Source organism: Nonomuraea sp. NPDC047897, from assembly GCF_043204415.1.
GTDB lineage: Bacteria > Actinomycetota > Actinomycetes > Streptosporangiales > Streptosporangiaceae > Nonomuraea.
The window spans coordinates 69,643-95,143 of sequence record NZ_JBIDCC010000023.1 but is presented as its reverse complement, the minus strand read 5'-3'; the positions used below and the strand labels follow the sequence as shown (position 1 = coordinate 95,143).

The 25,501-nt window shown below is 72.2% G+C and carries 24 protein-coding genes, 1 tRNA gene and 1 pseudogene; 12 read left to right on the top strand and 14 right to left on the bottom strand.

The window, feature by feature from the left end:
• Positions 1 to 146 (bottom strand): transposase (locus tag ACGF0J_RS35800; RefSeq protein WP_393153331.1); only part of this gene is annotated, 146 nt, incomplete at its 3' end.
• A 251-nt stretch (positions 147 to 397) separates the two neighbouring features.
• Here ACGF0J_RS35800 and ACGF0J_RS35795 point away from each other — a divergent pair.
• Positions 398 to 538 carry a hypothetical protein gene (locus ACGF0J_RS35795; RefSeq protein WP_393153325.1) on the top strand — a complete coding sequence of 47 codons (141 nt, stop codon included), beginning with the start codon at positions 398 to 400 and terminating at the stop codon, positions 536 to 538.
• Between the two features lie 64 nt (positions 539 to 602).
• On the opposite strand, the gene ACGF0J_RS35790 is transcribed toward ACGF0J_RS35795, so the two are convergent.
• A complete protein-coding gene (locus ACGF0J_RS35790; RefSeq protein WP_393153323.1) occupies positions 603 to 1,202 on the bottom strand; it encodes a dihydrofolate reductase family protein in 600 nt (199 codons plus the stop codon).
• Positions 1,199 to 2,056, bottom strand: coding sequence for a metalloregulator ArsR/SmtB family transcription factor (locus tag ACGF0J_RS35785; RefSeq protein WP_393153321.1), 858 nt, complete (start codon positions 2,054 to 2,056; stop codon positions 1,199 to 1,201). Before ACGF0J_RS35785 ends, ACGF0J_RS35790 begins: the two co-directional genes overlap by 4 nt.
• A 193-nt stretch (positions 2,057 to 2,249) precedes the next feature.
• On the opposite strand from ACGF0J_RS35785, the gene ACGF0J_RS35780 reads away from it, so the two are divergent.
• Positions 2,250 to 5,306, top strand: coding sequence for an AAA domain-containing protein (locus tag ACGF0J_RS35780; RefSeq protein ID WP_393153319.1), 3,057 nt, complete (start codon positions 2,250 to 2,252; stop codon positions 5,304 to 5,306).
• Positions 5,307 to 5,455: 149 nt separating this feature from the next.
• Here ACGF0J_RS35780 and ACGF0J_RS35775 read toward each other — a convergent pair.
• Positions 5,456 to 5,529 (bottom strand) — tRNA-Lys (locus ACGF0J_RS35775).
• Positions 5,530 to 5,641: 112 nt separating this feature from the next.
• On the opposite strand from ACGF0J_RS35775, the gene ACGF0J_RS35770 reads away from it, so the two are divergent.
• The 5 genes from ACGF0J_RS35770 (at position 5,642) to ACGF0J_RS35750 (ending at position 11,406) form a co-directional block, all read left to right on the top strand.
• A complete protein-coding gene (locus ACGF0J_RS35770; RefSeq protein ID WP_393153317.1) occupies positions 5,642 to 6,487 on the top strand; it encodes an AAA family ATPase in 846 nt (281 codons plus the stop codon).
• Position 6,488: 1 nt separating this feature from the next.
• Complete coding sequence (locus tag ACGF0J_RS35765) at positions 6,489 to 7,925, top strand: VWA domain-containing protein (RefSeq protein ID WP_393153315.1); 1,437 nt, start codon at positions 6,489 to 6,491, stop codon at positions 7,923 to 7,925.
• Between the two features lie 189 nt (positions 7,926 to 8,114).
• Positions 8,115 to 9,833 carry a SpoIIE family protein phosphatase gene (locus ACGF0J_RS35760; protein WP_393153313.1) on the top strand — a complete coding sequence of 573 codons (1,719 nt, stop codon included), beginning with the start codon at positions 8,115 to 8,117 and terminating at the stop codon, positions 9,831 to 9,833.
• Positions 9,830 to 10,933 carry a B12-binding domain-containing protein gene (locus ACGF0J_RS35755; protein ID WP_393153311.1) on the top strand — a complete coding sequence of 368 codons (1,104 nt, stop codon included), beginning with the start codon at positions 9,830 to 9,832 and terminating at the stop codon, positions 10,931 to 10,933. Before ACGF0J_RS35760 ends, ACGF0J_RS35755 begins: the two co-directional genes overlap by 4 nt.
• Complete coding sequence (locus tag ACGF0J_RS35750) at positions 10,918 to 11,406, top strand: STAS domain-containing protein (protein ID WP_393153309.1); 489 nt, start codon at positions 10,918 to 10,920, stop codon at positions 11,404 to 11,406. The genes ACGF0J_RS35755 and ACGF0J_RS35750 overlap by 16 nt, the downstream gene beginning before the upstream one ends.
• Before the next feature lie 44 nt (positions 11,407 to 11,450).
• On the opposite strand, the gene ACGF0J_RS35745 is transcribed toward ACGF0J_RS35750, so the two are convergent.
• Positions 11,451 to 12,215: a nuclease-related domain-containing protein gene (locus tag ACGF0J_RS35745; RefSeq protein ID WP_393153307.1), complete on the bottom strand. Its 765-nt coding sequence runs from the start codon at positions 12,213 to 12,215 to the stop codon at positions 11,451 to 11,453.
• Positions 12,216 to 12,403: 188 nt separating this feature from the next.
• Between ACGF0J_RS35745 and ACGF0J_RS35740 the strand changes: the two genes are divergently transcribed.
• Positions 12,404 to 12,994, top strand: coding sequence for a TetR/AcrR family transcriptional regulator (locus ACGF0J_RS35740; protein WP_393153305.1), 591 nt, complete (start codon positions 12,404 to 12,406; stop codon positions 12,992 to 12,994).
• On the opposite strand, the gene ACGF0J_RS35735 is transcribed toward ACGF0J_RS35740, so the two are convergent.
• The 3 genes and pseudogenes from ACGF0J_RS35735 to ACGF0J_RS35725 form a co-directional block, all read right to left on the bottom strand.
• Positions 12,965 to 14,047: an acyl-CoA dehydrogenase family protein gene (locus ACGF0J_RS35735; protein ID WP_393153303.1), complete on the bottom strand. Its 1,083-nt coding sequence runs from the start codon at positions 14,045 to 14,047 to the stop codon at positions 12,965 to 12,967. The genes ACGF0J_RS35740 and ACGF0J_RS35735 overlap by 30 nt on opposite strands.
• Positions 14,044 to 15,222: pseudogene (locus ACGF0J_RS35730) on the bottom strand (acyl-CoA dehydrogenase family protein). Before ACGF0J_RS35730 ends, ACGF0J_RS35735 begins: the two are co-directional and overlap by 4 nt.
• A gap of 14 nt (positions 15,223 to 15,236) precedes the next feature.
• A complete protein-coding gene (locus tag ACGF0J_RS35725; RefSeq protein WP_393153301.1) occupies positions 15,237 to 16,439 on the bottom strand; it encodes an acyl-CoA dehydrogenase family protein in 1,203 nt (400 codons plus the stop codon).
• Positions 16,440 to 16,546: 107 nt separating this feature from the next.
• Here ACGF0J_RS35725 and ACGF0J_RS35720 point away from each other — a divergent pair, with 107 nt between their 5' ends.
• Positions 16,547 to 17,125: a GNAT family N-acetyltransferase gene (locus ACGF0J_RS35720; protein WP_393153299.1), complete on the top strand. Its 579-nt coding sequence runs from the start codon at positions 16,547 to 16,549 to the stop codon at positions 17,123 to 17,125.
• Positions 17,126 to 17,157: 32 nt separating this feature from the next.
• On the opposite strand, the gene ACGF0J_RS35715 is transcribed toward ACGF0J_RS35720, so the two are convergent.
• On the bottom strand, positions 17,158 to 17,733 hold the full coding sequence (locus ACGF0J_RS35715) for a TetR/AcrR family transcriptional regulator (protein WP_393153297.1): 576 nt from the start codon (positions 17,731 to 17,733) through the stop codon (positions 17,158 to 17,160).
• A gap of 101 nt (positions 17,734 to 17,834) precedes the next feature.
• Here ACGF0J_RS35715 and ACGF0J_RS35710 point away from each other — a divergent pair, with 101 nt between their 5' ends.
• Positions 17,835 to 19,070 (top strand): FAD-dependent monooxygenase, encoded by a 1,236-nt coding sequence (locus tag ACGF0J_RS35710; RefSeq protein ID WP_393153295.1) that lies wholly within the window; start codon positions 17,835 to 17,837, stop codon positions 19,068 to 19,070.
• Here ACGF0J_RS35710 and ACGF0J_RS35705 read toward each other — a convergent pair.
• From ACGF0J_RS35705 to ACGF0J_RS35685, 5 genes are all read right to left on the bottom strand, one after another.
• A complete protein-coding gene (locus ACGF0J_RS35705) occupies positions 18,973 to 19,857 on the bottom strand; it encodes a DMT family transporter (protein WP_393153293.1) in 885 nt (294 codons plus the stop codon). The two genes, ACGF0J_RS35710 and ACGF0J_RS35705, sit on opposite strands and share 98 nt — an antisense overlap.
• 107 nt (positions 19,858 to 19,964) lie before the next feature.
• Positions 19,965 to 20,339, bottom strand: a complete 375-nt coding sequence (locus ACGF0J_RS35700) for a VOC family protein (RefSeq protein ID WP_393153291.1) — start codon at positions 20,337 to 20,339, stop codon at positions 19,965 to 19,967.
• A gap of 49 nt (positions 20,340 to 20,388) precedes the next feature.
• Complete coding sequence (secA2, locus tag ACGF0J_RS35695) at positions 20,389 to 22,584, bottom strand: accessory Sec system translocase SecA2 (protein ID WP_393153289.1); 2,196 nt, start codon at positions 22,582 to 22,584, stop codon at positions 20,389 to 20,391.
• A 183-nt stretch (positions 22,585 to 22,767) separates the two neighbouring features.
• Positions 22,768 to 23,652: a DMT family transporter gene (locus tag ACGF0J_RS35690; RefSeq protein WP_393153287.1), complete on the bottom strand. Its 885-nt coding sequence runs from the start codon at positions 23,650 to 23,652 to the stop codon at positions 22,768 to 22,770.
• A 181-nt stretch (positions 23,653 to 23,833) separates the two neighbouring features.
• Entirely contained in the window at positions 23,834 to 24,430 is a 597-nt protein-coding gene (locus tag ACGF0J_RS35685; protein WP_393153285.1) for a nucleotidyltransferase, read from the bottom strand.
• Between the two features lie 110 nt (positions 24,431 to 24,540).
• Here ACGF0J_RS35685 and ACGF0J_RS35680 point away from each other — a divergent pair, with 110 nt between their 5' ends.
• Positions 24,541 to 25,026 carry a DUF1360 domain-containing protein gene (locus ACGF0J_RS35680; RefSeq protein ID WP_393153283.1) on the top strand — a complete coding sequence of 162 codons (486 nt, stop codon included), beginning with the start codon at positions 24,541 to 24,543 and terminating at the stop codon, positions 25,024 to 25,026.
• 157 nt (positions 25,027 to 25,183) lie between these two features.
• Complete coding sequence (locus tag ACGF0J_RS35675; RefSeq protein ID WP_169807523.1) at positions 25,184 to 25,333, top strand: GPGG-motif small membrane protein; 150 nt, start codon at positions 25,184 to 25,186, stop codon at positions 25,331 to 25,333.
• Positions 25,334 to 25,501 lie beyond the last annotated feature (168 nt).

The following is a 25,501-nucleotide window of genomic DNA, read 5'->3' as shown; positions in this document are numbered from 1 at the left end:
TGCTCGCCGGCCTTGGCGCGGATCAGCTCCTCCAGGCGGGTCTTCACCCGCCCGCCGAGGACCGGGCGGCGGTACTTCGGGCACCACACGACGTGATACCCGAGGTCGTACGCCGCGCCGGGGGAGGTGCGCACCTGACGAGTCACACGATCACTATCCCAGCGTCATGTATCCAACGCACGATGAACGGAGACCTCTGATGCCCGAACCTGACAGGTCAGGGCACACTCGGGCCTTGACGGCCCCCCACTCCCGACTCCCCCGACGGCTCAAGCCGCCGGTCCCCTCGGGAGGCTCTGATGGCCGAGTCGCCCGACGGGGTCGCCTGGAGCTACGCCGGCGACGCGGTGATCGACCTCCCGGGTGAGGACCTCACCCTCTGGGCCCCGAGGTCGTCGTGCACGACGGGCTCGGCCACATGTTCCTCACCGTCATCCCTGGCGTCCACACCGGCTGGGGCCACGACGGCGCCATCGTCCACCTCACCAGCACCGACCTGCGGACCTGGGGCGACACCGGAACCCTGGCCACCCGCTGAACGCCCGGCGAGCAGAAGTCCCTCAGGCACGCGCGGGACGGAGCCGCCGAGACCCCGCGCCGGCTCAGCGGACTCGGTCGTAGACCATCGCCATCTCCCCCAGCCCGCCGGTGCGCTGGTGGGCGAGCGTCCAGGTCGAAGCCGGCAGGCCGTCGTCGAACAGTCGCTGCCCGCCCCCGGCGATCTCGGGGAAGATCATGAGGTACAGCCGGTCGAGCAGGTCCGCCGCCAGGAGCGGCTTGATGAGGCTGGCGCTGCTGTTGACGAGGATGTCGCCCTCGCCGGTGGCCTTGAGTTCGGCGACGACGTCGGCCGCGGGGGCGTTCACCACCCGGGCGCGTTCCCACGGCGCTTCGGCCAGGGTGGTCGAGAAGACCACCTTCTCCGTGTTGACCAGCCACTTCGCGTATCCGCGATCACGCGGGTCGGCGGCGTCGTCCTCGGCAACCGACGGCCAGTACCCCAGGAACCCCTCGGCGTTGATCCGGCCGAGCAGCGCCGTCGTCGCGCCCTCCCAGATGCTGGTCATGTGGTCTCGGGCGACCTCGCTGGTCACGTACGGGGCGAAGGCGCTGAAGTCGCCGGGTCCGCCGGGTCCGTTGTACCGCCCGTCGAGGGTGAGGCTCAGGTTGGCGGTCACCCTGCGGCTCGTCGAGTCGGTCATGTCGTGCTCCTTGTGTCGGTGTCGTGCTCACTGGGGTGGGAGCCGGCGGCGAGGGTCGCCGCGAGCTTGTCGAGGCTCTGGCCGAAGCCGATCTCGATGCCCGCGACGAAGTCCGCGGACTCGACGGTGCTGTCGGTGATCCGGAAATGGACGTCCAGGTCCGTGCCGGTGCCGGTGGGCCGGAGGCCGAGGTCGAGGTGGGCGGTGAAGGCGAGCCGGCCGTCGGGGAGCAGCGGGGACAGCCGGTAGGAGAGCCGTTCGCCGGGGCTCACGTCGACGACGACTCCCTCCGCGCGCCCGGCGACCAGGTCGGAGCCGTCGGTGTCCTCGGCGTCGCGGTACTCGTGGACGATCCGCCCACCCGGCCGCGCCTCGAAGACGAGTTCGGAGACGCGGAGGTCGTCGGGCGTCCACCACCGGGCGAGCAGGGCGGCATCGGTCAGGTGTCGCCAGACCAGCTCGGGGCGGCCTGCCAGCGACCGGAGGAAGCTGAACGAGCGGCCGTCGGCCCACCCCGGCTCCTGCGCGGCCAGCCGCTCCGTTTGGAGGCTGAGCCCGTGGCGGTCGAAGGTCTCGCGCGAGCCCGCGGCCTCCTCCGCGGCGTCGGCGAGCCGGCCGAGCGCGGCCGCCAGGTCCCGCAGGGGGGCGGATCGCAGCGCGTAGACGCGGCGCTGGCCGGTGCGCTGGGAGATGACGACGCCGGCGCGCTCAAGAGTCTGCAGGTGCTTGGTCGTCTGCGGCTGCCGCGCCTCGGCTAGCTGGGCGAGCACGCCGACCGAGCGGGGCCGCTCGGCCAGCAGACTCACGAGCCGCCAGCGGGCGGGGTCCGCCAGCGCGGCGAGGAGTATGTCCATGGAGAAGACTATTCACCATGGAGAATATTCGTGTCAAGGAATAGACGCTTATGCATGCCCTCCGACACCCCCTTCCGCAGACTTTGTGACAGTCCGAAATCGCCTGAACACATGATCGAGTGCGTGGGCAGCCAGGGATGGGTTAAGGTCCTGACCCGCATGGCCAGTTGATCTCCTCACCCCCGGGAGCACGATGACAGGTCCGCAGCGCAAGCCGTTCCCCGTGGATGAGCTCTTGCGAGCCGTACGCCTGGAGGTCGCTGCGGAACTACGGAGCGACGGTGATGGAGAGAAGCTCTCGCTGTCGGCGGGACGCCGCGTCGGCAAGCACGGCGAGCGGTACGAGTACCTGTTCTCCTGCAAGACGTGGAGGGACTGGTTCGCTGGGGAGCGGCAACTGATTCGCCTGTCCAGCTCTCGCGACGCCTGGGCACCCGCCGAGGTCCACCGCCTGCCCGACGGGAAGGTCAGAGTCCGGACCACGGTCGACCTCGGAAGCCAACCGGGCAACGCGCAGGTGCGTGAGGACGAGACGGCCGGGTGGGAAACCGTCGTCGAGAAGCTGGAATCGACCGCCGGGGCCGACAGCCCCGTCAACCTGACCGCCACCGGCTGGCTGACCGGCCAGGGGCGGCCACACATCGACCGCTGCGCCACGCCCGAGCGCTTCATCAAGGGCTACCGGGACCGCGCACTCAACAGCCAGCAACGTCGAGCGATCGAGCAGGCACTCGCCAGCGAGCTGACCTTCGTCTGGGGCCCGCCGGGCACCGGGAAGACCGACGTGGTCGGCTGCATCGTCGAGGGCTGCTATCGACAGGGACTGCGGGTGCTGTTCGTGGCACCGACCAAGGTGGCCGTCGATCAGGCCCTTGAACGAATCTGCACGCTGCTGTCGGACGAGGACGGCTTCGATACGGGACTCGTGCAACGCGCCGGGGAGATCGAGCTTGCCTCGCTGGCAGCCGCGTTCGGCGACAAGATCGACCCGAGTCAGATCACGCAGCGGCTGTCGACCTCCATCACCGTGCAGATCAGCGATATCCGTGAGCGGCTGGAGGCGGCACGCCGAGACCTCGCCGTCCACGCCGAAGCGGCGGCGGCGGAGACTCGGCTGGTGAATCTCCGTGCCCGGTGCGGGGACGCCCATCGACACCTCGGCTCCCTCCAGCAACAGATCCAGCTACGGCATGCCGCGATCGGCGAGATCGACCGAGAGATCCACGCCATCGGCGCGCCCTCCGGGCTCTTCGCCAAGCGCAAGCAGGACAAGCTGGACCACCTCGGCCGGATGCGGTGGGAACGCCAGCACGAACTGACCGGCCTCGACCAGCAACTGCCTGCTGCTCATGCCGCCCAGCAACGTTACGCAGCCGAGGCGGCCAGGGCCGAGACCGAAGTGCTCGCCCTGCGAGCGCGCCTACGCACGATCCCGTCCCGCGGCCCGCTCCAAGACGCCGCCGACCAGTTGCAGCAGCATCTCACGCGACTCCAGAAGGACCTCCAGAAGATCACCGACCTGGTCCGCGCGAACTGCCGCGTCATGGGCACCACCGTGGCCAAGGCGGTGCAGTCCCGCAAGCTCATGGATGCGATCGACGTCGTCATCATCGACGAGGCCGGGATGGTCAACACACCCTCGGCCTGGTGCGCAGCCGGGCTCGCCACCCGCCGACTCATCCTCGCCGGAGACTTCCGCCAACTGCCCGCAGTAACCAAGGCTTCCGGGGACCGCAAGGCCACGCCCCGGGACCAGGAACACGCACGCCTGTGGATGGACCGCGATCCGTTCAGCCTGACCGGGCTCGTCGACGCCTCCGGTGCGGCCCAGCGCGCCGATCCCCGCATGGTGTGCCTGGACACCCAATACCGGATGCGCCCGGCGATCTGCGAAATCGTGAACGCCGTGGCCTACCCGGACTCGCCGCTGCGCACCGGACGACCAGATCACGGCAGACTCGTCGGCTCGCCCCTGCTGGACGGGCCACTGATCCTCATCGACACCACCGCACGCCGCCTTCCCAACCCCAGAACCCGATTCGACTCCCACACCACCAACACCGTGCACGAGGCCGTCATCCACGAACTCATCCGCGGCCTGCAGTACGACGAGATCCTCCCCGCCCGCAAATGGAAAGACCTGTCCGCCGACGAGCAGCCCACCAACCGCATGGCCGTGATAGCCCCGTACAAAGCCCAGGTGAAAGCACTCCGCGACAGCCTGACCTACCGCTTCGGCCAGCACTACGACGGGCTCGTGGACACCGTCCACCGTTTCCAAGGCAGTCAACGCCCACTCGTGATCATCGACACAGTGGCCGGCGCCGGGAGCAAGGTCGGCTACTTCTACGAAGGGCTCGGCCTGTCCTCCGCCACCTGCCGCCTGCTCAACGTCGCCCTCAGCCGCGCCCAGGACCACCTCATCGTGGTCGCCGACACTCAGTTCCTGCACGCCAAACTCAACCCGGCCGGCGAAGCCGCTCGCATGCTCGACCACCTGGAACGACGCGCCCACCGGTTGTCAGTGGACGATCTCGTGCCCTTTCGCAGCGCGGCGGATCTGGCAGGACTACCCGAAGAAGAGCTGGCCCGGCCCGCATTCTTCCCCGCCGACGAAGTCACACGTGCCGTCGCCTGGGACATCGCACGAGCCCAGCGCTCCATCGAGATCTACTGCGCCTTCCTCGACCCGACTCCCGTCCGCACCTGGCTGCGTCACCTCGCCCCCCGGGCACAGGCCGGTGTCCAGATCACCGTCCACACCCGTGACCAGACGCACGACCAGCGCCGAGACGACCTCGTCAATGAGCTCCGCACCGCCGGATGTCAAGTGAACCTGCGGGAACGCATGCACGAGAAGGTCCTCATCCTCGACGAGACCGTACTGTGGCACGGCTCCCTCAACCTCCTGGCCAACGTCGGCCCCACCGACCTGATGATGCGGATCACCGACCCGACCTCCTGCCAGCGCGTCCGGCACATCGTCGAACGCGCCCGCATGGAACGTCCCGCTCGCACCTGGCCGCCCCGAACACCAACTCCACAGATTCCGAGCGACAACCACATCGCACCAGGCGTCGTGGCCGACGGGCGCCTCTACCTCGATGTCTCCTACGACGACAAGGACGAACTCAAGCAGTTGGCCCGTGGCGCCGGGGCCTCCGCGAAGTGGGACAAAGTCCGCGGGCTATGGCATGTCGACGCCGCCATTCCCCGCCATCTGGTGGAGCGTTGGCTCCCACCAGTCTGACCGAAGTGTCCAGGGCCTGACGGCATCCAGATCATGGCTCGACCGGGATCTCCGCGTTCGAGCCGGCCATCGCGATCCTGACCTCGTTTCGCATGGTCGCCACATGAAGAAATCCCAGGTCGGAATGCTCCGACCTGGGATTCTCGCGGTGCGCCGCCAGGGACTCGAACCCCGGACCCGCTGATTAAGAGTCAGCTGCTCTGACCAACTGAGCTAGCGGCGCCTGCGTGCTGAGAGGAATATACCGGCACTCGGCATCTCGGTCGAATCGACAGCGGGCGGCCATCCCGGAAGGGGTGGCTAGAATAAAGTTCGGCACGTAGACGGGAGCACTGATGTTCGACTCGCCCGCCGAGGTGACGGAGCGGCTCGCCGCCGCGGACTACCTTTCCGACGACGCCATCTCCACGTCGGTGTTCCTCGCCGCCGCTCTAGGCAAGCCGCTGCTGGTCGAGGGGCCGGCCGGGGTGGGCAAGACCCAGCTCGCCAAGGCGGTGGCCCGGGCGGCCGGGGCACAGCTCGTCAGGCTGCAGTGTTACGAGGGGCTGGACGAGGCCAGGGCCCTGTACGAGTGGAACTACAAGAAGCAGCTCCTGCGCATCCAGGCCACCAGCGCCGACGACGACATCTTCACCGAGGAGTTCCTGCTGGAACGGCCGCTGCTCAGGGCCATCCGGGCGGGCACGCCGACCGTCCTGCTCATCGACGAGACCGACAAGGCCGACGTCGAGGTCGAAGGGCTGCTGCTGGAGCTGCTGTCGGACTTCCAGGTGACGATCCCCGAGCTGGGCACCATCGCGGCCACGCGCAGGCCGTACGTGGTGCTCACCTCCAACGCCACCCGGGAGCTGTCGGAGGCGCTCAAGCGGCGATGCCTTTACCTGCACATCGAGTACCCCACTCCCGAGCGCGAGCGGGACATCGTGCTCAGCCAGGTGCCGACGATCCGCGCCGCCCTGGCCGAGCAGCTCGCGCGGACCGTCGCCACGCTGCGGGCGCTGGAGCTGAAGAAGGCGCCGTCGGTGGCCGAGACGGTCGACTGGGCCAACACGCTGCTGGCGCTGGGACGCGACGAGCTGGACGAGGCGACGGTGGCGGGCACCCTGGGGGTGGTGCTCAAGCACGCCTCCGACCAGACGCGGGCGGTCAAGGAGCTCGGTCTCCCCACCGCCGGAGGATGACATGTCGCTCGTCGACAGGCATGTCGGGTTCGTACGTGCGTTGCGGGAGGCGGGGCTGCCCGTGTCGCCGGCCGAAGGGCTGGACGCCGCGCGGGCGCTGCGGGTGATCGACCTGGCCGAGCGCGGGTCGCTGCGCGCCGCCTACGCGGCGACGCTGGTCAAGAAGCCGGGGCACCGGGCCGCGTTCGACGTGCTGTTCGACCTCTGGTTCCCGCCCGCGACCACCGGCCTGTACGGCGAGCGCCCGGCAGGCCGGGGACGGGCGGGCGGGCACGCCCTCGACCTGGAGACGGCCGGGCGCGACGAGCTGCGCGCCCACCTGGCGCGGCTGCTGATGGGCGGCACGGAGGCCGGTGCGGAGGCCGGTGCGGAGGCCGGCGCGGAGGGCGGCGCGGAGACGGACGCGGAGCTGCGCGGGTTCGCCCGGGCCATGGTCGGGCGGTTCGGCCGCCAGGAGGCCGGTCCCGGCCGGCAGAACTGGTTCTCCTACAGCGTGCTGCGGGCCCTGTCGCCCGAGACGCTGATGGCCGGCATCCTGCGCGAGGTCCTGGCCGGCCGGGAGCGTGGCGGTCTGGCGGAGAGGACCGCCCGGCAGCGGGTGCACGACGGCGTCAGGCGTTTCGAGGAGGCCGTCGCCGCCGACGTTCGCCGCCGGATCGCGGAGGATTCCGGTGTCGAGCGCATCGCCCGCTCGGCGGTGCGCCCGCCGCTGGACCAGCTCGACTTCCTGCGCGCCACCCGGGCCGACCTGGCCCGGCTGCGCCGGGAGGTGCACCCGCTGGCCCGGCGGTTGGCGGCCCGGCTGACGGTCAGGCGGCGACGGGGGCGGCGCGGCCGGCTCGACTTCCGGCGCACGATCCGGGCCTCGTTGCAGACCGGCGGCGTCCCCCTGAACACGCACTTCAGGCCGCCCCGGCCGCACCGGCCCGAGTTGGTGATCCTCTGCGACACCAGCGACTCGGTCTCGTCGTTCGCCCACTTCACCCTGCTGCTCACGTACGCGCTGAGAGAGCAGTTCGCGAAGGTGCGCGCCTTCGGGTTCGTGGACACGGTCGACGAGATCACCCGCTTCTTCCGGCCGGGTGCCGACCTCGTGGACGCCATGACGCGGCTGACCGAGGAGGCGGACATGGTCAGGTTCGGCCGCACGAACTACGGCCACGCGCTGGAGCGGTTCGCCGAGCGCTACGGCGACGCGGTCGGGCCGAGGACGTCGCTGCTGATCCTCGGTGACGCCCGTTCCAACTACCAGCCACCGGCCCTGGACACGCTCCGGTCGCTGGCGGGCCGCGCCCGGCACGCCTACTGGCTCAACCCGGAGCCACGGCGGCAGTGGGACACGGGCGACTCCGTCGCGGGCGCCTACGCGACGGTCGTCCCCATGCACGAGTGCCGCAACGTCGCGCAGCTCACGGCGTTCGTCGAGCAGCTCGGCTGAGCCGGAGCAGATGGTTACCGAGCGGTAAGCAGGGTAGGTGGCATCAACTACAGTGAGGCAATCGTCCACATATGGGCGACATGACATTGAGGAGGCAGGGCCCCGCCGCGGGCTCGTGTTGTGACGGGTGCAACGAGAGATCTCGGCCCCAGTGCGGCCACGTCAGCGTGGCTCACCGCTCCCTGCCCAGTGCTCCTGGTCGATGCCGCGGGGATCATCCTCCTGGCCAACGACGCCGCGCGCTCCCTGCTGGCCGGCGCCGTGCCCGGCGTGCCGCTGGCCGACGCCGCACCAGCCTGGCTGGCGCTGGCGCACCGGCTCGCCACCGCCGCGCCGGTCCTCCCCACCGCCGCACCCTACCCCACCACCGCCACACCCGGCTTCCCCACCGCCGCACCCGGCCCTGCCACCGACGCACCCGGCCTCCCCACGAGCGTCCCAGACCTCGCCGAGCCGGCGGCGGCCCGCACCGCGACCCCTCCGGAGCTCAGCACCACCCCTCCGGACCTCGCCGGGCCGGCGCGCGGGCCCGTGGGCGAAGGCGTCTTCGAGGCACATCCGACCGCCGACGCCAACGGGGTGCTGTGGTGGCTGATGGACGTCACGGAGCGCGAACGCGTGTCCGAGGCGCTGCGGGTCGAACGCCGGCGCACCGCCTTCCTCGCCGAGGCCTCCAACGAGCTGCTCTCGTCGCTGAACCTCGACCGCTGCATGGAGGTGACCGCCCGGCTGGCCGCCCGGCACCTGGCCGACGCCGCCCTGGTCATCCTCCCCGAGACCGGCCACCGGCACCCGGTCGCCTACTGCGGTCCCGACGGCCGGGTGGTCCGCGAGCACCTCGCCGTCGATCCCCGGCAGGTGCCCGGCCTGGAGGAGGCGCTGCGGGGCTTCCCGCCGATGCCCTCGCGCTGGATCGACCCCGCCGCCGCCCCTTCCTGGCTGGCCCGTGAGGGGCTCGGCGAGCTGGGCTCCGTGGTCGTGACGCCGCTGCCGGGCCACGGCGTTCCGGCCGGCGCGCTGGTGCTGCTGAGGCGGGCCGCGCACGCCGGCTTCTCGACCGGCGAGGAGGTGTTCACGCGGCTGTTCGCCGCGCGGGCCGGCGCCGCCATGTCGGCAGCCCGCCTGTACGCCGAGCAGGCCTCCATCACCGAGGTGCTGATGCGCGAACTGCTGCCGCCGCGGACGCCCCGGCTGGACGGTGTGGAGCTGGCCGCCCGCTACCGCCCGTCCGGAGCCACCGAGCTGGTCGGCGGCGACTTCTACGACCTGCACCCCGCGGCCGGGCCCGGCCGGGAGTCGCTGGTGGTGCTGGGCGACGTGTGCGGCAAGGGCCTGGAGGCCGCCGTGCTCACCGGCAAGATCCGCGACACGCTGCACGCGCTCCTGCCCATGGCCGACGACCACCAGCGCCTGCTGGCCATGCTCAACCACGTGCTGCTGACCGGCGGCCGGAACACGTTCGTCACCCTCGTGCTGGCGTCCGTCCGGCGGGACGGGCCGCAGGTGCGACTGCGGCTGACCAGCGCCGGGCACGCTCCTCCCGTGATCGTCCGGGCCGGCGGCCGGGTGGAGGAGGCCCGCACCAAGGGCACCCTCATCGGGATGCTGGACGACGTCACCAGCACCACGGACACCGTGACGCTCGACCCGGGCGACACGTGCCTGCTGTTCACCGACGGCATCACCGAGGCGCGGGGCGGCCCGCTGGGCGACGAGCTGTTCGGCGAGCAGCAGTTGCTGGAGGAGCTCGAACAGTGCGCGGGCATGCCGCCCGAGGCGATCGCCGAACGCGTCCAGATGCTCGCCTGCGAGTGGGCGGGCGGCGGCGCCCAGGACGACATGGCCGTCGTCGCCATCACCGCCCCCCTCGAACCCCGTCCGCCCGGCGAAGGGAGCCCGGCCCGATGACCGCGCCGCACGACGGGCTCGCCAGGTGGACCGACCGGCTGTGGGACGCGGCGGTGGCCGGGGACGAGTACGCGGCCGTGGACGTCGCGCTGGCGGCCCTCGACGCGGGCGTCGGCATGGAGAGCCTGCTCATGGAGGTGCTCGCCGGGGTCCAGACGCGGGTGGGTCGCGAGTGGGCCGCCAACCGGATCACGGTGGCGCAGGAGCACACCGCCACCGCCGTCAACGAACGGGTGCTCGCCGCCCTGGCCCACCATCCGATCACCCGTGAGGCGGCGCGGACGGGCGCGTCGGCGGCCGGGCGCGGCCGGATCACGGTGGCCTGCATCGACGGCGAGTGGCATGCCTTCCCCGCGCGCATCCTCACCGAGGTGCTGCGCCTGCGCGGCTGGCGGGTGGACCATCTCGGCGCGCAGGTGCCCACCCCGCACCTGATCGCGCACCTGCACCGCACCGCCCCCGACGCGGTGGCGCTGTCGAGCTCGATCGCCACCCGGCTGCCGAGCGCGCACGCGGCTATCACCGCGTGCCAGGCGACCGGCACGCCGGTGCTGGTCGGCGGCGCCGCCTTCGGGCCGGACGGCCGCTACGCCCGCCTGCTCGGCGCCGACGCGTGGGCTCCCGACGCCCGTACGGCGGCCGATCTGCTGGCGGCCGGCCCGCCGCCGCGCCCGGCGCTCGGCCGGCAGACGCTCGACGACCTGCCGCACCTGGACGACCAGGAGTACACCTTCGTCGCCGAGTCGGGCCCGCGGCTGGTCAGGCACGTCATGGCCGGGCTGGAGCAGCGCATCCCCGAGATGGCCTCCTACACCGTCCGGCAGCGCCGGCACACCGCGGAGGACGTGGCGCACGTCGTCGACTTCCTGGGGACCGCCCTCTACCTGGACGACCCCGAGCTGTTCAGCGGCTTCCTGGCCTGGACGGCGGGCATCCTGGCGGCCCGCGGGGTGCCGCCCCAAACGCTGCTGCCGGCGCTCGACCTGCTCGCCGGCCGGCTCACCGACTTCCCCCGCGCCACCGGGATGCTGGCGCACGCCCGCGCGGCCCTGCGGGGCGAGGAGCCCGAGTCCGGGGAGCCGGCGTGGCGGACCCGCTGACGCTCACCACGACGGCCTTCGGCCCGCATGCCGTGGGCATCGGCATGCACGGCGATCTCGACCACGCCACCGCGGCCGAGCTCCTGGCGGCGGCCGACGCCGTCCTGTCCACCGCCGCCCCGGACAATCCGGACGCCGCCGTCCCGGGCACCGCCGTCCGGGACAATCCGGACGCCGCCGTGCCGGGCACCGCCGTCCCGGACACCTTGGGGAGCTCCGTCCAGGACACCCGTGGCCTGCGTGAGCTGCGTCTGGACTGCGCCGGTCTGGGGCTGTGCGACTCCAGCGGGCTGGCGGCCCTGCTGGTGATCCGCCGCCGGGCCTCCGAGGCGGGCGTCCGGCTGCGCCTGGACCACCGCGGGGCCGCTCTGGACCGCCTGCTCGACCTGACCGGCACCCTGGAGCACCTCACCGGAGAGCCCGCCCCGCCATCGGGCCGGGGCGGGGAAGCCGAAGGGGCCCGCGGCGGGTAGGAGATGTGCCGTGGCTCCCGTGCGACGCCGACGGCGCGCTCCGGTCAGACGCGTTGCAGCTCGCGGGCCGCCGTGCGAGCCAGGACCTCGATCTGCTCGGCGTCGAGGACGACGTCCGGCACCGCCTTGATGTGCCTGGCCACCACGCGCGGCCTGGCCAGGGTGATCCCCTCGGCGGTGACCGAGCCGCCGCGCGGCAGCGAGCCGCAGTGGACGGCCAGGACGGGCGTGATCGTGACCTCGATCCCGGTCTCGCGGGTCAGCAGCTCGGCGAAGGCCGAGGCGGTGTCGACGAGCGGTTTGACGTCCTTCGAGCCGTACTTCTCGCCGAAGAACAGCCGCCCGCCGTACGCGGCGATCTCGATGTCGGGGCTCCACGACTCGTTGTCGATGATCCAGACGCCGCCCGGGCCGATGACCAGGTGATCGATGGAGGCCTGGCCCCGGATCGCGCGGCCGTCGAGGACGCGGTAGCCGCGCCGGCCGAGCGAACGCCGCAGCAGGCGGCCGGTGATGACCTCACCGCGCCGCTTGCCGCGCCAGACGGCGGTGGCGTTGTACGTCCGCCAGCACCACCACCAGTCGGCGGCGGCCACGAGCACGCCGGCCGCGAGGGCCCACAGGGCGAGCGGCTGGAGGTCGAACCTGATCGACAGCCCGATGCCGGCGACGACGCCGGCGACGGCCTTGGCCGCCCTGGACTTCTGGCGGTTCTTGGTGTCCTCGCGCCAGAACTTCTCGTACCACCACTGGGGGGACGACCCTGCGAACTTGGCGTCCTGCTGCACGTAGATAGAGCCACCGGGCACGGCAAACTCCCCGAATCAGTGTGAGGTGACCAACCAGGATCTGCCACGCCGAAGATCCCTCGCCGCATCTATTAATACCCCATACGAAGGAAGGGCACCCTAAGGTGACGGAAATAGCACCCACCCGTACAACCGATCATCCGACCAGTCGGTACGCTTGGTGCGGTTGACCGAGGGGGGAAGCAGGCGTGAAGGAAGAGCCGGTGCGCGGGAGGTTGCTGGCCGCGGCGACGCGGTTGTTCGCCGACCGGGGCTTCGAGGGCACGTCGGTGCAGGAGATCGTGGTGGCGGCGGGCGTCACCAAGGGCGCCATGTACCACTATTTCACCTCCAAGGACGACCTGCTGGCCGAGATCTACGCGCGCGTGCTGCGCATGCAGACGGACCGGCTGACCCGGATCGCCGACGGCCCCGGCACGCTGGCCGAGCGGGTGCACGCGGCGGCGGCCGACGTGGTCGAGACCACCACGGCCAACCTCGACGATTCCAAGATCTTCTTCCGGTCGATGCACCTGCTGGCGCCCGAGACCCAGAAGAGCGTGCGGGCCGAGCGGCGCCGCTACCACGAGCGTTTCCGCGAGCTGGTGGCCGAGGGGCAGCGGGAGGGCGTCTTCAGCGACCGGGTGCCGGCCGAGCTGGTGGTGGACTTCTTCTTCGGCTCGGTGCACCACCTGGGCACGTGGTTCCACGCGGACGGGCCGCTGACCGGCGCCCAGGTGGGCCGCCACTTCGCCGACCTGCTGCTCGCCTCACTCCGGCCCGGGGACGTCCGCGAGTGAGGCCACCGCCGCGCGGTGGTCGCCCGGCGTGCCCAGCGCGATCTCGGCGGCCTTGGCCCGCTTGAGGAACAGGTGCAGCGGGTGTTCCCAGGTCATCCCGATCCCGCCGTGCAGTTGCACCGCCTCCTCGGCCGCGAGCACGGCCACGCCGCTGTTCCACGCCTGGGCGACGGCGACGGTCAGCGCCGACCCGTCGGCGGCGGCCGCCCTGGCGGCGGCCCTGGCCCGGACCACGTCGAGCCACAGGTCCGCCAGCCGGTGCTTGACCGCCTGGAAGGAGCCGATCGGGCGGGCGAACTGGCGGCGCTCCCTGACGTGGGCGAGCGTGGCGTCGAGGCACCACTCGGCCACCCCGACCTGCTCGGAGGCCAGCAGCCCGGCCCCGAACCGCAGCACTGCGGCCAGGTCCACGGCGCCCAGGCGGGTGGCGGGTACGTCGGCGAACGTCACGGTGGCGACCGGCCGGGTCAGGTCGAACGACGGCACCGCCTCGATCCGGACCGCTGCCGGGTCCACGGTGTGGAGCTCCCCGCCGGCCGGCACGAGGAGCACGTCGGCCACCGCTGCCCCCGCCACCCCGGACACGGTCCCGGACAGCCGCCCCGCACGGGCGGTGACCGACGAGCCGCGCCCCGGCTGGTACGGCGAGGCGGTCAGCGACACGGCGAGCGCGGCCGTGGCCCGGCCCTCGGCGAGCCGCCCGAGCAGCTCGCCGACCAGCCCGGCGCGCGGTTCGCCCGTGTCGTCGCACACGTCCAGCAGCGCCCGCGTGGCCAGCACCGCGCTGGTGAGGAACGGCACCGGCGCCACCCCCCGGCCCAGCTCCTCCAGCACGACCGCGGCCTCGCTCGCCGACGCGCCGGCTCCGCCGTACTCCTGCGGGACGAGCAGCCCGGCCACCCCGATCTCGCCCGCCAGCGTCTTCCACAGGGCCGGGTCGTGGGGGTCGGACTCGGCCCGGCGCAGCACCGCGGCGGGCGGGCAGCGGTCGGCGAGCAGGCCGCGCACGGCGGAGCGCAGCTCCTCCTCGACCTCCGAGTACAGCAGCGTCATCGAGGCAGGTCCTTCCAGGGCACGTCCTTGTCGGCACGGGGCTCGGCGGGCAGGCCGAGCACCCGCTCGGCGATGATGTTGCGCAGGATCTCGGAGGTGCCGCCCTCGATGGAGTTGCCCTTGGCCCTCAGGTAGCGGTAGCCGGGGCCGCGGCCGTAGAAGTCGACCGTGTCGGAGCGGCGGAAGGTCCAGTCGTCGTAGCCGAGGTCGCGGCGCAGCTCGACGTCGAGGCCCGACAGCGCCTGGTTCAGCCTGGCGAACGACAGCTTCATGCCCGAGCCCTCGGGCCCGGGCTGGCCCGCGGCGAGCTGCTCGCGCAACCGCGCGCCGGACAGGCGGGTCACCTCGGCCTCCACCCACAGCGCCAGCAGCCGCTGGTGCAGGTCGTGGGTGCGCAGCTCGGGGTGCGCGCGCCAGGTGTCGAGCACGGCGCCGGCCATGCCGCCGCCCTGCCGCACGGGTGCGCCGCCGATCGCGACGCGCTCGTTCATCAGCGTGGTCTACGCGACGCGCCAGCCGTCGCCGACCTCGCCGAGCCGCAGCTCGTCGGGGAGCCGCACACCGGTGAGGAAGACCTCGTTGAACTCGGCCTCGCCGGTGATCTGCCGCAGCGGCCGCACGTCCACGCCGGGCGCGTGCATGTCGCAGACGAAGTAGGTCATGCCGCGGTGCTTGGGCACGGCCGGGTCGGTGCGGGCGACGAGGATCGCCCAGCGGCTGTGGTGGGCGCCCGACGTCCACACCTTCTGCCCGTCCACCACCCACTCGTCGCCGTCGCGGACGGCCCTCGTCGCGAGGGTGGCCAGGTCGGAGCCGGCGCCGGGCTCGCTGAAGAGCTGGCACCAGATCTCCTCGCCGGTCCACAGCGGCCGCAGGAAGCGGCGTTTCTGCTCCTCGGTGCCGAACGTCAGGATCGTCGGGGCGGCCATGCCGAGGCCGATGCCCTGCACGCCGGTGTCGAGCTGCGGGGTGTGGGCCAGCTCGTGTTCGACCGCCTGCTGCAGCTCGCGGGGCAGCCCGAGCCCGCCGAGCCCTTCGGGGAACCACACCCACGCCAGCCCGGCGTCGAACCGGGCCCGCAGCCACTCCAGCCGGTCACCGCCGGGATCGTGCCGGTCGAGGAGGGCCGCGACGCGCTCCCTCACCAGCTCCTCGTGCTCCGCCTGTGCGCGCACCGCGTCCGCCTCTCTCACCTGTACTTCTTCAGCTCGCGGTAGGCGAGCGACCGCTTGTGCACCTCGTCCGGCCCGTCGGCCAGGCGCAGCGAGCGCGCGCCCGCCCACAGCCCGGCCAGCGGGAAGTCCTGGGAGACGCCGCCCGCCCCGTGCACCTGGATGGCCTTGTCGAGGATCCACTCCACCGTGATCGGGGTGGAGATCTTGATGGCCTGGATCTCGGTGTGCGCGCCCTGGTTGCCGACGGTGTCCATGAGCCAGGCCGTCTTGAGGACGAGCAGGCGTAGCTGCTCGATCCGGATGCGTGACTCGGCGATCCAGTCCTGGACGACGCCCTGCTGCGCGATGGGCTTGCCGAACGTGGTCCGGTCGAGCGCCCGGCGGCACATCAGCTCGACCGCGCGCTCCGCCATGCCGATCAGGCGCATGCAGTGGTGGATGCGGCCGGGGCCGAGCCGGGCCTGGGCGATGGCGAAGCCGCCGCCCTCCTCGCCGATCAGGTTGTCGACCGGCACCCGTACGTCCTCGAAGAGGATCTCGGCGTGGCCGCCGTGGTCGGCGTCGCTGTAGCCGAACACGTGCATGCCGCGCCTGATGTGCATGCCGGGCGTGTCGCGGGGGACCAGCACCATGCTCTGCTGGCGGTGCGAGGGCGCCTCCGGGTCGGTCTTGCCCATGACGATGAAGATCTTGCACTCGGGGTTCATCGCGCCGGAGATGAACCACTTGCGGCCGTTGATGACGTACTCGTCGCCGTCGCGGACGATCGAGGTGGCGATGTTGGTGGCGTCGGAGGAGGCCACGTCGGGCTCGGTCATCGCGAACGCCGAGCGGATCCGCCCGTCGAGCAGCGGTTGCAGCCACTCCTTGCGCTGCCACTCGCTGCCGAACATGGAGAGCACCTCCATGTTGCCCGTGTCGGGCGCGGCGCAGTTGGTGGCCACGGGCGCGAGGTGGGGGCTGCGGCCCATGATCTCCGCCAGCGGCGCGTACTGGAGGTTGGTCAGCCCGGCCCCGTGCTCTCCCGGCAGGAACAGGTTCCACAGGCCGCGTTTGCGCGCCTCGTCCTTCAGGTCGGCCAGCAGCGGCGGCGCGCTCCACCCGCCGGCGGCCGCCTGCTCGGCGAAGGCGGCTTCGGCCGGCAGGACGCATTCGTCCATGAAGCGCAGCAGCCGCTCGCGCAGGTCCTCGGTGACGGTGTCGAAGGCGAAGTCCATGCAGGCGAGCCTACCGACCGGCCGGTATGAGGTCCACAGGTGGTCGCCGGCAAAATCGGCCGTGTGGCCATCCGCGCGCCCTCCCGTCGCTGCCTAGAGTGGCCGCCATGACCGCGAAGCTCCCCACGCCCGTGGTGCTCGAGAACGACGTCGTACGGCTCGAACCCCTGACCGCGTCCCACGTCCCCGACCTGTTCGCCGCCGGAGGCGGGGACGACGAGGTGTGGCGCTGGATGCCCACCGCGACACCGCGCACCGAGGCGGAGCTGACGGAGATCGCGGCGGGGCTGGTGGCCGACGACGGGCACGTGCCGTTCGCGGTCGTCGTCCAGGAGAGCGGCAAGGCCGTCGGCTGGACCACCTACGCCGACGTGCCCGGCTTCGCCGAGAGCATCGAGATCGGCTGGACCTGGTACGGCCGGTCGGTCTGGCGCACGGCCGTGAACACCTCCTGCAAGCTGCTGCTCCTCGACCACGCCTTCGACAAGCTCGGTTACAACCGGGTGCTGCTCAAGACCGACGTGCTCAACACCCGCTCGCAGAGCGCGATCCGCCGCATCGGCGGCGTGCACGAGGGCACGCTGCGGCGGCACCGCAGGCGGCCCGACGGCACCTGGCGCGACACCGTCTGTTTCGGCATCCTCGAAGAGGAGTGGCCCGAGCACCGGGCCCGCCTGAGCCGTTAGGCCGGGAGGCGGTTGCGCGGGGCGGCATCCCCTCACGGGTGGGGCGCGGGCGAGGGGTCGAGCATGCCGGACAGCAGTTCGCGCATGGCCTGCCGGAGTTCGGCCCGGGAGGGCGCGGTGCCGGCCCCGGCGATCGCGTCGAACAGCATGCCCTCGCCGAACGCCACCACCTGGCGTGCGTGCCGTACCGGGTCGCGGGAACCGACGGCGGCGAGGAGGGCGACGGCGGGGTCGCGGAAGCGGCGGCCGGCCCGGTCGTAGATCGCGCGCAGCTCGGGTCGCCGGGTCGCCTCCAGTGCCAGCTCGTAACGGGCCAGGGTGCGCCGTCGATCGCCGATCTGGACGTGCACCGCCTCGGCCAGCACGTCGGGCAGTTCCTCGCGGGAGGGCGGGCCGCCGGTGATGGCGGGGGCCAGGGCGTGTTCCTCCAGGGCGGTCAGGCGGGCCAGGGTGAGTTCGAGGAGGGCCGCGCGCGTGCGGGCCAGGTTGGAGGTGGACCCGGGCGGCAGGCCGGCGGCCTCGTCCACCGCCCGGTGCGTCAGCCCGCGCATCCCCCGCTCGGCCAGCAGCGTGATCGCCGCCTCAGCGACCGTGTCTGAACGCTTCACGGGCACCGATCCTACGCGTTCGACTACACCCATAGTGCCCCCGAACTACGGGCGTAGTACCGTAAGGCGAACTACAGGCGTAGTGCAGAGGAGATCGGGACGTGCCGGAAGCAGTGGTGATCGGTGGCGGGGTGGGCGGACTCGCGGCGGGCGTCGCGCTACGCCGCCAGGGCTGGGACGTGACGGTGCTCGAACGCGCCCGGCAACTGGAGAACGTCGGGTCGGGGTTCGTCATCGCGGCGAACGCGCTGCGGGCGCTCGACACGCTCGGGCTCGGCGACCGGGTGCGCGAGCTGTCGCAGGTGCGGGGCGAGGTGGGGATCCGCCGGCCGGACGGCCGATGGCTGGTGTCCACCACGGAGGACCGGGCGCGCGAGATCTACGGCGACTCGATGGTCCTCCTGCTGCGCGCCACGCTCATCGGCCTGCTCGCCGAGGCTCTGGGCGAGGAACGGCTGCGGCTGGGCGTCGAGGTGACCGGGGTCGATCCGGACACCGGCACCGTGCGCGTCTCCCCCGCCGACCGCGCGAACGGCGGTCCGGCGGGCGCTGCTGTCGGACGTCCGGCGGGTGGGGGCGCCGGGGTGAGTGAGCTGCGGGCCGACCTGGTCGTGGCCGCCGACGGGATCCACTCGGCGACGCGGCGCGCGCTCTTCCCCGACCACCCCGGCCCCGTCTACTCCGGCGTGACGGCCTGGCGCGGGCTCGTGCCTCGTCCGGACATCCCGGTGACCAGCACGGAGACCTGGGGGCGCGGGCTGGTGTTCGGCACCCACCTGCTCGCCGGCGACCTCGTCTACTTCTACGCCACGGACCTCTCCCCCGCCGGCGCGACGCACACCGACGAGCGTGCGGAGCTGCTGCGCAGGTTCGGGGAGTGGCACGAGCCGATCCCGGAGCTGCTGCGCGCGGCCGGGCCGGAGCGGATCCTGCGCAACGACGTCTTCTCTTTCGCCACCCCGCTGCCCGCCTTCCACCGGGGCCGGGTGGCGCTGCTCGGCGACGCCGCCCACCCGATGACGCCGAACCTCGGCCAGGGCGCCTGCCAGGCCATCGAGGACGCGGTCGTGCTCGCGCACCACGTGGGCGAGGGCGGAGGGCCGGCCGCCTACACGGCGGCGCGGCGGGACCGGACGGCGGCCATCACCCGCAGCGCGATGTCGATCTGCCGGGCGACACAGCTGCGCAACCCCGTGGCGGTGCGGCTGCGTGACACGGGCATGGCGCTGGCCTCGCGGCTCAGACCCGATCTGATGCTGCGCTCAATGAACGAGGTGCTGGGGTGGCGTCCACCGGCTTCGGCCGGGAATGGTCGGGAGCCAGCCGCCCCAGCGTGATCGTGCCGGCGATGGTGAGCGCCCCGGCGAGCAGCGCGGGGACGGCCGTGGACGGGCTGGTCGGCAGCGGCTCGCCGAGCAGGATGGCGCCGGCCAGCACGGAGGTGATCGGGTCGACGACCTGCACCCCGGCGTACGCGATGCCGAAGTAGCCGACCGCGTAGGAGTGCTGCAGCAGCACCACGGCGCAGACCAGCAGCACCGGCACGGCGAGCGTGAACCAGTGCAGCAGCCGCCCGAAGTCGCCCTCCAGCCCGCCGCCCACCACGCGGACGAACGTGGACACGCTCGCCGTGACGGCGCCGGCGCTCACCGCGAGCAGCAGCGCCCGGCCCGGCCCGTGCATCCGGTTGGCGAGGAGCTGCGCGACCAGCACGATGACGCCGATCACCCCGATGAAGCCGAGCGCGGCGCCGTCGCTCAGGCGCGGTGTCACGTGGTGGGCGGGCACCAGCAGCATGAGCCAGAGCAGCCCCACGGCCACGGCGATCGACCCCAGGATCTCCGCCCGGTACGGCCGGCGGCCGAACATGAACGCCGCCAGCGGCACCGCGAACACCAGCGTGGCCACGCTGATCGGCTGCACCGCGACCAGGGGGGCCATGCTCAGCGCGACGGCGTGCAGGCAGGCGCCGGTGAAGGCGATCACTCCGCCGACCCACCAGCGGGGGCGCTTCACCAGCTTGAGCGAGGCGCCCTCCGCCACGGCCTCGTACTGTTGCAACGCCGCCCCGAGCGCGTATCCCAACGCGCCGACCAGGGCGATGAGCATGCCGACCCAGGTCATGGGCGACCACGCAGGGGTAGGGATCCGTCCAGGAGCATTGCTCCAGCCTAAGGGGCGGACGCGGCCGGAGAATCATCCTTTAGGCTGAACGCCCCCCTGGGAAGCCCCTAGGACCGGGCCGGGCAGACGCAGAAGAGATGGCCGTCCGGATCCTGGAGCACGATCCACCTCACGCCCTCGTCGGTCACCCCGGGCTGGAAGTCGGGCCGGGTGGCGCCGAGCGCGACGTACTCCTCGACCGCCTTCTCCACGTCCGGCACGAGCAGGTCGAAGTGGAACTGCTTGTCGTCGCCCGGCCACGCGGCGGGCTTGCGTCCGGGGACGCGGCCGAAGTAGATGGACAGGGTGCCGTCGCCCACGGCGGCGTACTCGTCCTCGGCGTGCTGGATGTCCATGCCGAGGACCCGGTGGTAGAACTCGGCCAGCTTCCTGGGGTCCGCGCAGTCGAGGGAGATGGCGAGGAGCTTCGCTTTCGTCGTCATGCGACCAGCCTCCCAGCCGTACCTGCCATCTTCTGTCAGGTACGGCCGGTCAGGTGCGGCGCGAACCCATCCGCTTGATGATCCGGTCCCACTCCGTGCCGAACGGGTTGTCCTGCACCATGTAGGTCCAGGTGGCCGTGGGCCGGGCGAGGTCGGGCTCGGGGGCCTCGAACGCCTCCAGCGAGCGGCGCTCCACCTCGGCGAGCATGGCCTTGTACTCGGCCACGGCCTCCCGGTGGAACTCGTCGATCGGGCTCATCCGGCCCAGCGCCCGCAGGTGGATGCCCTCGCGCAGGTCGGTGAGGAAGGCCAGGTGCTCGGTCCAGCACCGGTCGATCGCGTGCAGCACGATCTGCCGGGCGGTCTCCTCGCGGGTGTCCTCGGGCAGCTCCGCCCAGCGCTCCGGGTCGCCCTCGGCCAGCGCCCGCGCGGCGGCGTCGCCGTGCAGGACCTTGTCGCGCCACTCCAGGATCAGCTCCCGCTGCTGCTCCAGCAGACGGGTGTACCGCCAGGTGTTGCGGTGGATCTGCAGGTTGACGCCTTCGGCGACGCGCTGGGCGTGGCCGACCAGGTAGGCGCCGCGGCGGTGGCGCACGAGGCCGTCGGCGTCGGCGGCCGGCGGCCGCTCGTCGGGGACGAACTGGGTGATGAGGTCGTCGTCCATGCTGACGAAGAACACCGACCCGCCCGGATCGCCCTGCCGGCCCGCCCGGCCGCGCAACTGGTCGTCCAGGCGGCTGCTGGCGTGCCGGCCGGAGCCGATCACATACAGGCCGCCCAGCTCGGCGACGCCCTCGCCGAGGCGGATGTCGGTGCCGCGCCCGGCCATCTGGGTGGAGACGGTGACGGCGTCGCGCTCGCCCGCGCGGGCGATGATCGCGGCCTCCTCGGCGTCGTTCTTGGCGTTGAGCACGACGGGTTCGAGGCCGCGCCGCTGCAGGAGCATGGCGAGGTTCTCCGACTCGGCCACGTCGAGGGTGCCGATGAGGATGGGCCGGCCGGTGGCGTGCACCGCCTGGATCTCCTCGACCAGCGCCGCGACCTTGTCGGGCACCGTCGGGTAGATCCGGTCCGGCTCGTCGGTCCTGACGCACGGCCGGTTGGACGGGATGACCGCGACCTTCAACCCGTAGAACTCGCCGAGCTGCTCGCTGACCGCCACGGCCGTGCCGGTCATGCCGCAGATGCGGGGGTAGCGGCGGACGAGGCCCTGCACGGAGATGGAGTCGAGGATCTCGCCCTTCTCGCTGGGGGCGAGGGCCTCCTTGGCCTCCACCGCCGCCTGCAGGCCGTTGGGCCAGCGTTGCAGCAGCGCGACCCGGCCGCGGGAGGCGTTGATGAGCTGCACCTTGCCGTCGCGCACGATGTAGTCGACGTCGCGGGCGAGCAGGGCGTGGGCGTGCAGTGCGAGGTTGAGCTCGATGAGCGTGCCCGGCTCGTTCTCGTCGTAGAGGTCGACGCCGAGCAGGTTCTCGACGGTGTCGGCGCCCTTGGGGGTCAGGTAGACGTTGCGCGCCTGGTCGTCGATCTCGTAGTGGTAGCCGCGGACGAGCTGCCTGACCATGGCGGCCATCTCCGGCACCGCGTCGCCCGCGTCGGACGCGCCGGCCATCACCAGCGGCACCCGGGCCTCGTCCACCAGCACGGAGTCGGCCTCGTCGACCAGCGCCACCTCGGGCTCGGGGACGATGATCCGGCCCGCGTCGGTGCGCAGCCGGTCACGCAGCACGTCGAAGCCGATCTCGCTGACCGCTCCGTAGGTGACGTCCCTGGCGTACGCCTCGCGCCGCTCCTCGAACGTGGAGCTCTGCCCGACCCAGCCGACCGTGACGCCCATCGCCGCGTAGAACGGCGCCATCCACTCCGCGTCGCGCCGGGCCAGGTAGTCGTTGACGGACATGACGTGCACCCGCCTGCCCTGCAGGGCGTGGCCCGCCGCCGCCATCGCGCCGGCCAGCGTCTTGCCCTCGCCGGTGGCCATCTCGGCGATCTTGCCGTCGAGGAGGGCGAGCGTGCCGAGGAGCTGCACGTCGTAGGGCCTCAGCCCGAGCGTCCGGTCGGCCGCCTCGCGCGCGACGGCGCAGAAGCGGGCCAGATCGTCCATCGCCGGCCGGGGCAGCTCGCCGAGCTTCCCGACCTCGCCGGCCAGCTCGCCGGCCGCCTTGACGATCTTCTGGTACGGGCTCAGGTTCGACCCTCCTGGACGGTCCAGGAGGTTTCTGAGGATTCCGGTTATCGATGCCACAGTCCCTCCAACGCGCGCTCTGCCGGCACCGTTCCCCGCGTGCCCCGCCGCTGGTCGGCACTGCTCGGTCCGCGGGAGCGGAGCGACGGTACGGCATGCGTCGCCGTACCGGACCCTAACCCATGCGGTGGCCCGTACGGGCTCATGCGACCTTCCGGCGCCGCCGCCCCGCTCCCCGGACCGTCAGCCGTCGCCCGGCCGGACGGTGAGCACCACCACCGCGGCGACCAGCAGCGCGCACCCCGCCCAGGCGGGCAGCGTCAGCCGTTCGCCGAACAGCAGCACGCCGAGCACCGCGGCGCCGGCGGCCTCGCCGAGCGAGATGACCGACACGGTGGCCGCGCTGAGCGTGGTGAGCGCGCGGAAGTACAGCCCGTAGGCGAGCGCCGTGGGCACCGCCCCCAGGTAGAGCAGCAGCGCCACCGAGGACAGGGTGACCTCGGGCAGCGCCCCGCCGGCCGCGGCGAACGGCGCCAGGCAGGCCGCCGCGACGGCGAACCCGCCCACGGCCGTGCCCTGCGGGTCGTCGTGGTGGCGGCGGGAGTGGAGCGTGACGGCGGCGTACCCGGCTGCCGACAGCAGCGCGAACCCGATGCCGGCCCACTGCCCGGCCCGCGCCCCGGAGCCGAGGTCTCCCCAGGTGAGCAGGAGCAGCCCGGCCAGCGCCGCGCCCATGGCGAGCAGGCCGGACCGCCCCAGCCGCTCGCCGAGCAGGAAGCGGCTGCCCAGCGCGGTGAGCACGGGGGCGGCGCCCATCGTCACCACGGTCGCCACGGCCACCCCGGACCGGGCGATGGCGGCGAAGTAGGCGGCCTGGTAGACGGCCATCCCGAGGCCCACGGCGAGCACCCGCGGGCCGAGCCTGCCGACCAGGCCGGGCAGCCCGCCGGTGAGGCGGAGCAGGACGAGCAGGAAGGCGGCGCCGAGGAGGTAGCGCCACAGCGAGACGCCGACGGGGCCGAGGCCGCCCGACTGGAACAGCAGCAGACCGGCGGTGCCGCCGGTGCCCCAGGCGGCCGCGGCCACGGACACGTAGAACGCGCCCCGCCGCGCGGAAACAGGGGTCATGAAAGATCTCTCCGATGGGAGTGGTCGTACGAGGGCCCGGTGCGCGGGCAGCGACCACCCCCGGATCGGTCAGACCCGGAGTGCGTGAGAGAAGCCGCCCGCTACGGGGCGGGCGGCGGGGAGCAGATCAGAAAGCGCGGCACGCCGCCCACTCTAACGGAGTGCGGCCTTTCCTTTCCTGTCACGGCCAGGCGGGCTCGCCCTCGGGCTTGACGGGCGCTTCGAGCACGCCCAGACGTTCCAGCAGGGTGAGGAAGGTGGCGGCGTACGGCGAGTCCGCCGTCACGGCGGCGACCCGCGACCAGTTGACCTGCTCGCGCAGCGCCCGCACCTGCGGCAGCAGGGAGCCGTAGTCGCAGGCGTGCTCCGACAGCGGCAGCAACCACGAGATGACCAGGTCGGTCGCCTCCAGCACGGGCACGATCACGGCCGAGGCCTTCATCGGCTCGGCCCGGTCGAGCAGTTCGTGCGTGATCGGCCGGTCGGACACCCGGAAGATCAGGTCAACCAGCCGGCCCTCGTCGAACGCTTTGACCAGCCAGTCCTCGGGAGGCTTGGCCGTCTCGAAGCCGATCGACCGCAACGCCTCCAGCGCGGCCGGCACGTCGTGCTCGGTGATGACGAAGTCGACGTCGTGCAACGACGGCGCCGCTCCCCGGGCGTAGGCCGCGCACCCACCCGCCAGCGCGAACTTCACACCGGCGTCCTTCAACCCCGAACTGGCACGTTTCAATGTGTCGAGAATGGCATCGGTGACCGCATGACTATGGCTGCTCATGAGACGGGGCTACCCGCAGGCGTACCGAATAGGCGTTGTGGATCGCTGCGGAGGACTTCGCGTTCTGCGCGCGCGCGTAGCGGCCCGGGGCGGGGGTAGCGCCAGCCCCTATGACCGATTTCCTGGAGAGGACCGAGCAGGAGTACGCGGGCGGGCACGACCGGCCGATCCGCGGCTACCTGCGCATCCTGACCGTGTACGGCGGAGCGGTGGCGGCGGCGGTGGGCGCGGCCGCGCTGACCGGGCGGCGCGCCCCCGACCGCATCGAGCTGCTGGACCTGGCGCTGATGGCGGCGTGCACCCACAAGGTGTCGCGGCTGCTGGCCAAGGACCCGGTGACGAGCCCGCTCCGGGCGCCGTTCACCCGGTACGAGGGGGTGAGCGGGCCGGCGGAGCTGAAGGAGGAGCCGCGCAACTCGGTGGGCGAGCTGGTCTCCTGCCCGTTCTGCCTGGCGCAGTGGACGGCCACCGCGTACGCGGCGGGCATGGTGTTCGCGCCGCGCCTGACCCGGCTGGCCGGGGCCACGATGACCGCGGTGGCCGCCTCCGACTGGCTGCAACTGGCCTACGCCAGGCTCATGCGGAAGGCCACCTGACGAGGGCGGGTGACGGCCGTGGGGCGTGCTCCGCGCGGGAGAGAAACAGCCGGACGAATGTCACGGGCGTCAACTTCCCGGTGGCAGGCACCAGGCAAAACATGCAGGTCGCCCGGAAAGCATGTTAAATGCCTTCGGCCCCGGGCAGTAGCGGGTCATGGCTACTTTGCTTTGGATCATCGCAGTCGTTCTCGTCATCGCCGGGATCTACGTCATCCTGGCCCGTCGCGACATCCTGTGGGGGATCGTCCTGATCGTCCTCGGTTTCCTCGTGGGTCCGGGCGGCGTCAGCATCTTCAATGTATAGCGGCGTGCGAAGCGCCTTTCCGTCGCGCCGGTTATGCACTGGGGAACGCGAAATGTGATGGGCTTCTTTGTCGCCGACCGTCCACTGAAACGGCCGCTCCCCGAAAGGGAGCGGCCGTTCTCGTCTTTTCCGCTCGCCGGTCCAGGCGGCGGGCCTCAGCTCAGGCAG